The 11700-nt window shown below is 41.4% G+C and carries 7 protein-coding genes; 6 read left to right on the top strand and 1 reads right to left on the bottom strand.

What is annotated here, in order from left to right; genetic code table 11:
- Positions 1-98: 98 nt before the first annotated feature.
- Entirely contained in the window at positions 99-779 is a 681-nt protein-coding gene (locus JIG41_RS11990; RefSeq protein WP_199524808.1) for a rhamnogalacturonan acetylesterase, read from the bottom strand.
- A 353-nt stretch (positions 780-1132) separates the two neighbouring features.
- Here JIG41_RS11990 and JIG41_RS11985 point away from each other — a divergent pair, with 353 nt between their 5' ends.
- From JIG41_RS11985 to JIG41_RS11960, 6 genes are all read left to right on the top strand, one after another.
- Complete coding sequence (locus JIG41_RS11985; RefSeq protein ID WP_118845233.1) at positions 1133-4159, top strand: TonB-dependent receptor; 3027 nt, start codon at positions 1133-1135, stop codon at positions 4157-4159.
- Between the two features lie 151 nt (positions 4160-4310).
- On the top strand, positions 4311-5789 hold the full coding sequence (locus tag JIG41_RS11980; RefSeq protein ID WP_199524807.1) for a glycoside hydrolase family 28 protein: 1479 nt from the start codon (positions 4311-4313) through the stop codon (positions 5787-5789).
- A complete protein-coding gene (gene eda / locus JIG41_RS11975) occupies positions 5789-6415 on the top strand; it encodes a bifunctional 4-hydroxy-2-oxoglutarate aldolase/2-dehydro-3-deoxy-phosphogluconate aldolase (RefSeq protein WP_074988732.1) in 627 nt (208 codons plus the stop codon). The genes JIG41_RS11980 and eda overlap by 1 nt, the downstream gene beginning before the upstream one ends.
- A gap of 53 nt (positions 6416-6468) precedes the next feature.
- Entirely contained in the window at positions 6469-7911 is a 1443-nt protein-coding gene (gene uxaC, locus JIG41_RS11970; RefSeq protein ID WP_036972274.1) for a glucuronate isomerase, read from the top strand.
- Between the two features lie 52 nt (positions 7912-7963).
- Positions 7964-10498, top strand: coding sequence for a glycoside hydrolase family 88 protein (locus tag JIG41_RS11965; protein WP_199524806.1), 2535 nt, complete (start codon positions 7964-7966; stop codon positions 10496-10498).
- 2 nt (positions 10499-10500) lie between these two features.
- Positions 10501-11697 carry a glycoside hydrolase family 105 protein gene (locus tag JIG41_RS11960; protein WP_065978968.1) on the top strand — a complete coding sequence of 399 codons (1197 nt, stop codon included), beginning with the start codon at positions 10501-10503 and terminating at the stop codon, positions 11695-11697.
- Positions 11698-11700: the final 3 nt, after the last annotated feature.

The raw sequence follows: 11700 nt of genomic DNA, 5'->3' as shown, positions 1-11700 counted from the left end.
GTCAGTACCTTTGCTTTTCAGCAAGCTTGTGACGCATCATTACTGTGATATGAGATACATGATAATAAAATAAAGGCATCAATTTTGATGTTTATACATTAGCTCGTCTTGACTTCAAGGGAGCGTCCATATATGTCATCTGTTACACCTAACGGGTAATTAGGGTGCAAATCAGGGGCAATATGCATGAAACGTAATGCAGAGCCGTCATCACCTAGCGCTTGAAAGTAGCGTTTAGTAATTGCTTCCATGTCAATAAAATCAACCTTTGTTTGTTTAGCAACATCTCTTACCGCATCTGCATACAGCGGGTGCGTCTCTTTAATCGTTCCGTCTTCATTAAAATAGCGGCGCGTTATCGGTGTCATTAACAGGGGGTGAGCTTGCTTTTCGCGCACATCTTTGATGAAGCCAAGTAAATTTGCTTTAAAGTCGGGTACGGATGTGTAGCGGTCAACTTTTTGTTTTGATTGATCATTATGACCAAACTGTATGATGACATAGTCCCCTGGCTTAATCTCGTCCATAATCATTTGCCAACGACCTTCTGATTTAAAAGTCCGTGTGCTGCGACCATTTTTAGCCAGGTTAATTACCTGTACTTGATCATTAAAGAAGTATTGAAAAGGCATTCCCCACCCTGTTTCTGGGTAATCTTTCACTTCTTTTATTGACATTGTAGAGTCTCCCGCCATAAAAACGTTGATCTGTTCATCAGCCTGAGCAGTAGACGAAAGCGCAACACCGACGTATAGAAACCTTAAAAAATGTTTAAACATTGAACTCTCACTGTAGAAAATTAACTCAATAAAAATGACCCTAGCACACACTGCCACCGGTGGCAAATAAATAAATAAAATCAACCCACTATTGCACCACCATGTAACTTGCGGCGGTTTTAAAAACGTTAATTTGTAAAGGAAATATTAATATTTTTGGTTTATTTGGTTTGACAGCACGAATTTTTACGTATAATTTCTACCTAAATGCCACCGGTAGCAAAACAAGGATTAAAGTGGCATTTTACTCTTTGCGTAATTGAACACACAATCGCATAAAAAAATAACAGGATATGACTTATGCCGTTTGAAAGTCATGTAATTTATAACAATAAACTACAACTGGAACAGCAATGACAACAAGTAAGCAAACATTCAAACTAAGCTGTCTTATGACCTCATTATTACTCAGTGGCGTAATGGGAAGTTATGCTGCTAATGCACAAGAGCAACAAAATAATGCAGTAGAAGATGATGGCATCGAAATTATTCAGGTTAAAGGCTACCGTGGCAGTATTAATGCAGCGCTAATGTCTAAGCGTGAGGCGGTAGGCACACGCGAAACTATCATTGCTGAAGATATTGGTAAGTTTCCAGATCTAAACGTTGCCGACTCCTTGGCTCGAGTACCCGGTATCTCTATTGAAGAAGATGCTGGCGAAGGACGTCAAATAACAATTAGGGGTCTTGGTTCTCGGTTTGTAAAAACAACGATTAATGGCATGGAATCAGCTTCAGCAGGAGCGGCAACCGATGCGGCTGGTGGCTCTAATACTTCACGCGCCTTTGATTATAACGTGTTTGCTTCAGAACTCTTTACACAAATAGACATCGATAAGACCGTGTCTGCAGAAAGAGAAGATGGCGGGATTTCAGGTAATGTCAATTTACAGACTGCGCGCCCTTTCCAATATGAAGGCTTTAAAGGCTCATACAATGTCAATGCCCGCTATAACGATATTTCTGAGGATGTATCGCCGCGCGTGTCATTTATGCTCAGTAATAACTGGGATAATAAATTCGGTGTACTTGCCTCTGTTGCATACAGTGATGGGACCGTCCAAAGTGAAGGTTCATCAACGGTTCGCTGGACCGTCAATAATCCAAACTATGTTGATGGCGGTTCACCCGTTGGTCAAGGAGGTACAAACTACCTATCAGCTGCACCTAAGACCATTTTGTTAGAAAATGGCAATTACACAAACGATAATCTGGATGGTTTATATTTACCCCGTATACCTCGTTATTCTATCTTTTCAAAAGAGCAAAAACGCCTAGGTGCAACCGTCGCCTTCCAGTACGCTCCTACTGATAATCTTTCAATGAACTTAGATATTCTTCATGCAGAGCTAGACACGACAATGGATGAATATCAATACTCAGTATTGTTACGTGATCAAAAAAATATCGTACCTGAAAACATCTATACAGATCCTAACAATACAATTGTTGCTGGTGCGTTTTCAAATGCAATTATACGTTCAGAAGCACGACAAGATTCCTCTGAATCAAACTTTGATCAAGTAAGCTTTACGGGTGATTGGTACATTAATGATCGTTTAAAAATGAGCTTTTTAGTAGGTAAAGGAAAATCTGATTTGGATGTACCTTATCTTCGCACTTTTGCACTTGATGCAGAGGGCTCAACCGTTGCTTACAGTTACGACAGTAATATTGACCCACTTTCTCTAATTAATAATCCTGGTGGTGAAGCGATAGGCAGTGCGCAGTTAAACACAACAATGCCATCATTTGCTTTTGCAGCAGGACAAGCTCCTGGAAACGCGTTTACCAAAGAGCAATTACAAAACACCATGCTAGACGCTAGCAATTACAGTGCTGGGCTCGTTCGTAACCGCGCACAAACTATTGAGAGCGAAAACTCAACCATTAAACTTGATTTTGCCTACGAACTTAATGATGAATACACAGTGAAATTTGGTGTAGGGCAGCGTAGCTTTGAAACTGAACAACACGACTTCCGCAACGCGTGGAAAAACCTAGATATAGAAACGAACAAAACCAGCGGTAAATCAGCTGAAACACAAGTTATTGACTTAGATGCCGATCAAATAGCGGGAGACTTATTTTCTACCACGCTTAATGAGACCGGTATTCACTTTGGTAATAATGCCTCAGTACCGAGCACTTCAACACTATTTGGCTCTACATGGCTAACACCTGACTACAATGCCATGATGGATGCATTTTCTAATGCCGCCTTTTTTGAAGCGAAGGAAGAGTACAAACGTGCCTATTATATAAAAGAAGAGGTAAACACAGCCTACCTTCAACTTAACTTTAGAAAAGATATATTCAATTCAGAACTAAGGGGTAATTTAGGTCTTCGCTATGTTGATAACAAAAACACGAGCCGAATTGTAAATCTGGATCATATTTACAAAGATGGCTACACAGCAGGCAAAGGTGATGGCGCTAACTTTGAAAATGGTTATGGTTGGCGAGAATCGATTAGCACAGGTGATGAATGGTTACCTTCGCTTAACCTAGCTTATGATATCACTGAAGATTTAGTCGGTCGTTTTAGTTACTCACACGCTATTACCCGACCAAAACTATCTGACTTACGTTCATCAATAAGTGTTAATACCCCTGATGAGCAAGACCCTACCGCAACAATTAAACGTGGTGCGGGTCCGTCACTTGAGCCGTACAAAGCAAAACAATACGATATAGGTCTAGAGTGGTACTTTGCAGATGAATCTCTGGTTGCGGGTTCTGTTTTCTTTAAAAATATCACCGGTATTTCATCTGAAAGTAGTGATGAAGTGTTAAGTCAGGCTGAGTTAGATCGCTTGGGTATCGACATTGGTGATATGAACGCAGAAGATATTACCTGGACCGTAACCCAACTTACTAATACCGACGCTGAAGATATGTGGGGTGCTGAGTTTATTTATCAGCAGCCATTTACGTTCTTGCCTGAGCCCTTTAATAACTTAGGGATCCAAGCAAACTACACATATATCGACTATACCCGCGATATCGAAGACCCTTTTTATGGTACACCTTTGAATTTAGTCGAAGAAGAAACGTCTAAAAACACTTTCAATGTAACGATGTATTATGAAGTAGATAATTGGTCAGCACGTTTCTCATACAACTATCGTGGTGGTTATAACAAACAATACCTCGATGAATACAAAGATGAATCAACGTTTGTACGTGGCTATGATGACAAAGCAAAACTCAACTTCTCTGCTCGCTATGAACTGACAGAAAATATGAGCTTGTCGTTTGAAGCCGTTAACTTAACTGATGAAAAGCAAGAGATGTGGAATGATATTTACACACCTCGCCCATACGAAAGCTTATCATCAGGACGCCAATTTTTAGTCGGCTTGCGCGGATCATTTTAACAAATGACTCCCCTCCAAATAACCAATACTGTGTGGTTGGTTATTTTTTATAAAATCTCTAGCAACAATTGCCACCGGTGGCAATTGTTGCTAGAGTACTTCAACTATAAAAACAATTAGCACACACGTTGTGACTACAGGAACCTTGAGTATGAACAATAATCGCCGATTTTTTCTTAAAGCCTTCGCCTCGAGTAGTTTAGTAGGTACTGCTGCATTAATGGGCTGCAAAAGTGCGAGTGTAAATACGTTACTGACGCCAACAGATAATAATGATTGGTCAGCAGCTGAAGCGATTAAAAAGAACATTAAAGTACCACAGTTCGCCGAGAGTGCTTTTAATATCATTGACTTTGGCGCTCAAAGTGGCGGTACGTTTAATAATAGCCATGCTATAAAAAAGGCTATTTTAACCTGCCACCAGCAAGGTGGTGGAAAAGTTATTATTCCTGAGGGTGTATTTTATACCGGCCCGATTCACTTATTATCGAACGTTAATTTACACCTTGAAAAAAACGCAGTGCTAAGTTTTAGTACTAATCCAGATGACTACCTACCTGCAGTATTCACTCGTTGGGAAGGCCTCGAGATGATGGGGTATTCCCCTTTAATTTATGCGTATGGCCAACAAAATATAGCGATCACTGGCGAAGGTGTACTAGAGGGTAATGCGAATAATACCACTTGGTGGCCATGGAAAGGTCCACACAAAGAAAAACACTGGGAATTACAATACCAAGAAAATGGTCAATTGATGGATCAAAAACCAGCACGTAAACAATTAATGGTTGATGCTGAAAACGCCTTACCTGTTACTGAGCGAATCTACGCTGATGGTGCATATCTGCGCCCCCCTTTCATTCAACCCTACCGCTGTAATAATGTGTTAATTGAGGGAGTGACTATCAAAAACTCTCCTTTTTGGTTAGTAAACCCCGTGTTATGTAACAGTGTGACAGTCAGTGGTGTCACGTTCTCAAGCCATGGGCCAAATTCCGATGGTTGCGATCCAGAAAGCTGCAATCATGTGCATATAAAAGACTGTACGTTCGATACAGGTGATGACTGTATTGCAATTAAATCAGGGCGAAATGCTGACGGTCGTCGCGTCAACACGCCATCTGCCAATATAGTGATCGAAAACTGTCACATGAAAGAAGGTCACGGTGGTGTCGTCATTGGCAGTGAAATATCAGGCGGTGTGAACAATGTTTACGTACAAGATTGCACGATGGACAGTCCACATTTAGAACGTGCCATCCGTATTAAAACCAATTCTGTCCGCGGTGGATTAATTGAGCATATTCGCATTCGTAATGTTGAAGTTGGCACAGTAAAAAATGCAATTGTTATTAATTTCTTTTACGAAGAAGGTGATGCAGGCCAATTTGACCCCACCGTACGCGATATCGTTATAGACAATCTGCACTGTAATAACGTGCTTGATAAAGCGTTCTATTTAAATGGATTTGAGCGGGCACCTATCAAAGATTTTACAATTATAAATAGCCACTTTGATAACGTCGCAAAACAGTCAATCGTTAAAAATATCACCGATTTCAATGTTGAAAACGTCACCTTGAACAATCAATCAATTAGCGCAAAACAATTATTAGCGGAGTCAATCTAATGGCACAGAGCGCATTTTCTAAATTAATGGCAGGACAACCGATTTTGCCAATCATCCAAGCACATGATCCACAGCAAGGAGTCGCCGTTGCTCGGGCTATGCAAGATGCTGGTATTAATTTAGTCGAAGTTGTACTTCGCACTGAGCAATCATTAGCTGCAATAACAGCGATAAAATCGGCATTACCAAATCTCATCGTGGGTGCGGGGACAATTACCCGTAGTGACACATTAAATAACGCCATTAATGCAGGCGCTGATTACATTGTAACGCCAGCAGTATCGCCTCGCCTGCTAGATGCTTTAGCAAGTTGTGGCAAACCATGCTTACCAGGCGTATCGAATAATGCCGATATTCTTCTCGCCAGTGAATATGGCTTTACAGAACACAAGTTATTCCCAGCTTCATTGTGTGGCGGAATCGATTTTTTACACGCTGTCTCGAGTGTTTTTCAAGAGGTACGCTTTTGTCCTACAGGCGGTGTAAATGCTCAAAATTTCAAAGATTTTTTAGCATTAGATAATGTATTTGCTGTGGGTGGAACGTGGGTCGCAAAACCTGATTGGGTGAATACAAAAGACTGGCAAAGTATCACTCAAGCCTGCGCTAACGTACTAACAAAATAAATTGGCCTATTTTGCCACCGGTGGCTAATAAGTAAATGAATAAAGGAAACACTATGACTCGTCAATCACAGTCTCTTAAACTACATCCTGATCGCCTATTTTCAAGCGATCCCGCTGTCGTAAACATTGCCCGTGAACTTTACAATGAAATTAAAGATCTCCCTATTGTAAGCCCTCATGGCCACACAGACCCTAAATGGTTTAATGAAAACCCTCATTTTGGTAACGCTACTGAGCTTTTCATAAAACCAGATCACTATGTGTTTAGAATGCTCTACAGCCAAGGCATCGACTTAACAACGTTAGGAATTCCTGAGCATGGCTTAGAAGGTGATATGGCGCGTTCTAAAAGCGTTGATCCAAAAAAAGCATGGCAAATTTTTGCGGATAATTATTACTTGTTCGCAGGTACACCCAGTGGCTATTGGCTAGACGCTGTATTTAGCGATGTTTTTGGTTTTACTGAAAAATTAAATTCAGAAAATGCGCAAGACTATTATGACAAAATCACCGCAGAGCTGGCGACTGATGCCTATAAACCGCATGCGCTAATGGATCGTTTCAATATTGAGCTAATTGCAACCACAGAAGGTGCGCTAGACTCGCTCGAACATCATCGTGGCATGGCTGGCACAAACATGGCAAAGCGAGTTATTACAACGTTTAGACCAGATGATGTGGTTGATGCAAGTCGCGAAGACTTTATCGATAATGTCGCAAAACTAGGGGAGCTAACCGAGCAAGATACCACAACATGGCAAGGGTATTTAGACGCTATACGTATTCGCCGTGAGTACTTTAAAAAAGAAGGTCGCGCAACAGCCACTGACCATGGGCACCCCAGTGCAATAACTGCCGACTTGTCACTGAGTGAATGTGAAGCATTGTTCGAAAAATGCCGAACTGGTCACGCAAATGAGCAAGAACAAGAACTGTTTCGTGGACAAATGCTGACCGAGCTTGCAGGCATGAGTATCGAGGATGGTTTAGTAATGCAAATCCACCCAGGTGCACACCGCAACCATAACCAACCGATTTTCAATCAATTCGGTCGTGATAAAGGGGCAGATATCCCAAGCCAAACAGAATATGTAAACGCGCTTAAACCACTATTGAGTAAATACGGTAATCATCCAAAGTTAAAAATCATCTTATTCACTCTCGATGAAACCACCTATAGCCGCGAGCTTGCGCCACTTGCAGGCCACTACCCTAGCCTAAAACTAGGGCCTGCATGGTGGTTCCATGATAGTCCGGCTGGTATGCTGCGTTTTCGTCAACAAACCACTGAAACAGCGGGCTTCTATAATACTGTTGGTTTTAATGATGATACGCGTGCATTTTTATCTATTCCGGCCCGCCACGATGTCGCGCGTCGTGTGGATTGTCGCTATTTAGCTGAACTTGTTGCTAATCACCAAATTAGTATTGAGTCAGCGCATGAACTCGCTTATCAGTTAACCTATGGTTTAGTGAAAAAAGCATACAACTTATAATAAAAACACTTAGGCCAAAGCTTTGCTTTGGCCTTTTCAGGGGAGAACAACAATGAAACATTTACCCTCACGTCACCTGATACACACATCACTGATTACTTTCGCTGCTTTGTCTGTTACCGCTTGCCAACAAGCAGAACAACCCCAGCATCACAGCATAAAAGAAGCACAGACAGGTTCTGTTGCCACTGTTGATATTGCTAATCCCAGCCCGTTTAATCGCGAAGATGAAGCTATTTATTTAAGCTACTACGACTTAGGTGTAGCACCTGATACAACGCTTGCGGTAAATATCGGCGATAATCAAGTTGCCAATCAAGCGATTGATAAAGATTTGGATGGAAAGAACGATGGTATTTTGTTCGTTACTGATCTTTCTAAAGGTGAAAATATACACGCAGAGATAATCTCAACAACACGTCTCGCACCTTCCAAAAAGCGTGTACAAGCAGATTTAGCTCATAAAGTGGGTGGTGAATGGGTACCTCATACTCGCCCACCAAAACACCAACAAAATGCTGGAATGAAAGAATATGTCGGTGGCCAGTTTAAAAATGTTCAATCCATAACCCCTCCTGAATATTACACAGACCATTCAAACTGGATCCGCTATGAAGGACCGGGGATCGAATCAGATAAGGTCGGTTATCGCATTTACCTCGATTGGCGTAATGGTTTTGATATCTTCGGAAAACTGACTCCAGAACCCGTATTGCACAACGTTGGTTTAGATGGTTATAAGTCGTATCATTCGCTGCAAGATTGGGGAATGGACTTATTAAAAGTAGGAGGATCGCTAGGTGCAGGTGGTTTTGCCTATACCAATGAGAAAGGTAAGCTTGAACATGTCAGCAAAGTAGATACTCGTACTGCAAGCATCACTGCGAATGGCGATCTATTCGCCCAAATTCAACTTGATTACCATGGCTGGCAAAACAGCGTACAGCAACAAGACCTCAGTGCATTTATCAGTATGCAAGCGGGTTCTCCACTGGCAGAAGTCACCTTAAAACTCGACAAACCACTTGATAACATCACCGCAGGCCTTGTAAAACATCCCGATACAACCTTTTTAAAAGCCGATTTACAAAGCATGAGCAATTATGGCTATGGGTATATTGCTAGTTGGGGCAAACAAAGTCTCGACGGTAAGGCGCTAGGCATGGTGGTTTTTTTCAAAAAAGGGGATGTAAAAACAGTACGCCAAGATGATAAAAACTACTTAGTAGAATTAACGCCAAAAGGCCAGCAAGGCAATCAGCAAGTTCACTATTATTTTGCATCTTTATGGCAAGCACAAAGCGGTATTAATACCGTAGAACAATTTGAACATTATATTAAACAACAAGCGCAAAAGCTGACCATTAAGCCTCGAGTTCAGCTCAAAACATCGTTGACACAGAATGCAATGCAAGCGTCTATCTCCGCAGAGTCTGCGCTTAAGTGGACACAAGCATTCGCAGATTCTGAACTGGCGCGTAAAACGCTAGGCTACCATTACAATGGATGGGATGTTAACCGTAAGCGATCTCCAAAGTTTGAATATGACATTATTGGTATTCAACCGTATGCTTACTACACACTCGGTGAACTCACAGATAATGCGGAATATAAACAAGTAATTGAAAAAGTAACCGGAAGCTTTATTTCTGAAGATGGCCTTATTTCAGCCTATAAACAAAGCAATTTTAATATTGATAATATTCCGCCTGGTCGCAATTTAATTACGCTATACCAGCAAACAAATGAACAAAAGTATCTAAAAGCAATTCATGCGCTAAGAGAGCAATTACATAAACACCCTCGCACGTCGACAGGGGCTTTTTGGCATAAGAAAAAATACCAAGGCCAAGTATGGCTTGATGGTGTGTATATGGGTATGCCTTTTTTAGCTGAGTACGCAGCCTTATTTGAATCGGGTCACCAACAACAAGAAACCTTTGCCGAAGTGGTGAACGAATTTAACTTAACCCGCGAGTTTTTAAAAGATACACAAACAGGGCTTTACTATCACGGCTGGGATGAGCTTAAACAACAGGCATGGGCTAATAAATCAACGGGGCTTTCACACGAGGTATGGGCTCGCGGAATGGGCTGGCTTGCGATGGCCGTTGTCGATGTACTTGATTATATTCCTGAACAGAATAGTCAGCAACGAAAACACTTACTTACCATGGTGCAAGAAATTGCCGACAGTCTAGAAAAAACGCAAGACCCAGCAACCGGCACTTGGTGGCAGGTAATGGATAAACCCAATGCGATAGGTAATTATAGAGAGTCATCAGCAACAGCGATGTTTACCTACTTCTATGCAAAAGCAATAAATAAGGGCTACTTAAGCACCGATTACCTTGCGACTGCATATAAGGCCTACCAGGGATTATTAAACGAATTTACCTTATTGCACCAAGATGGCACTGTGTCTATGACTAACCAATGTTATGTAGCGGGGCTTGGCTATGGCCGTGATGGGAGTTATGACTACTACATGAGTGAACCTGTTGTTGCAAACGACCCTAAAGGCAACGCGGCGTATATTTTAGCTGGCACAGAAATGGTAAAATTGCTTCGTCAGAAAAGTAAATAATCATGCAAACATTTCGCTATTTATCGATTTTATTAACCTGTATTTTAAGCGTTTTTTGGTCAGTAAACAGCATTGCAAGCAATGTTAAAAACCCCCCTATTATGTGGTCGATATGGATGGCTGAATCAGAAATGCAACGTCATCCGCATGCCTATTTGATTGACTGGCGCACTGCTGCTCGCTGGGACTATACCCATGGCTTAGAACTTATGGCATTTGCTAAGCTTTATCAAAAAACAGGCGATACACGCTATTTCAATTACATAAAAGAGTATGTTGATAGCCTCGTTATGGACGATGGCACGATTAAGACTTATCAACAGAGTAAATACAACATTGATATGCTCAATGCTGGTAAGTTATTGTTTTTCATGTATGACGAAACAGGCAACAAAAAATATCGACTCGCCATCGACACACTAGTAAAGCAATTAGAAAAGCATCCCCGCACTACAGAGGGGGGATTTTGGCATAAAAAACGCTACACCTCACAAATGTGGCTCGACGGTTTATACATGGGCGCACCATTCTACGCTGAGTACATTCGTCGTTATGGTCAAAAAGAGCAATTTAGCGATGTTATCAAGCAATTCCAACTTATTGAAAAGCATTTATACCGACCTGATACCCAACTCCCTGTTCACGGCTGGGATGAGTCAAAGAGTCAAAAATGGGCTGATCCAATCACAGGACAATCAGCAAATCACTGGTCACGTTCAATAGGTTGGTATGCCATGGCGATGGTTGATGTGTTAGCGCAATTGCCAGATGATTATCCTGAAAAAGCATGGTTATCTCGCCGCTTTAAACACTTAATCGATCGCTTATTACATTATCAAAATGACACTGGAACTTGGTATCAAGTCACAGATAAAGGCGATGAAGCTGGTAATTATCCTGAATCCTCTGGAAGCAGCATGTTTACCTACGCAATCATCAAAGGAGTATTAGATAACGCCTTACCTGCCTACTACTTAGTGTACGCAGAGCAAAGTTATGCTGGATTAATCGATGAATTCATCGCTGTCGACAAAAAAACAAAACGTATTTCAATCACATCAGCCTGTGAAGTCGCAGGGCTTGGCGGCAAGCCATATCGTGATGGTAGCTATGATTATTACTTAAGCGAAAATATCCGGGATAATGACCCTAAAGCAGTTGGGCCCTTTATTTTAGCGAGTCTTTTATTAGGCAGATAAGGA

Source organism: Pseudoalteromonas sp. bablab_jr011 (assembly GCF_016464045.1).
Classification (GTDB): Bacteria; Pseudomonadota; Gammaproteobacteria; order Enterobacterales; family Alteromonadaceae; genus Pseudoalteromonas; species Pseudoalteromonas lipolytica.
This window is presented reverse-complemented; position numbering and strand designations above follow the sequence as displayed.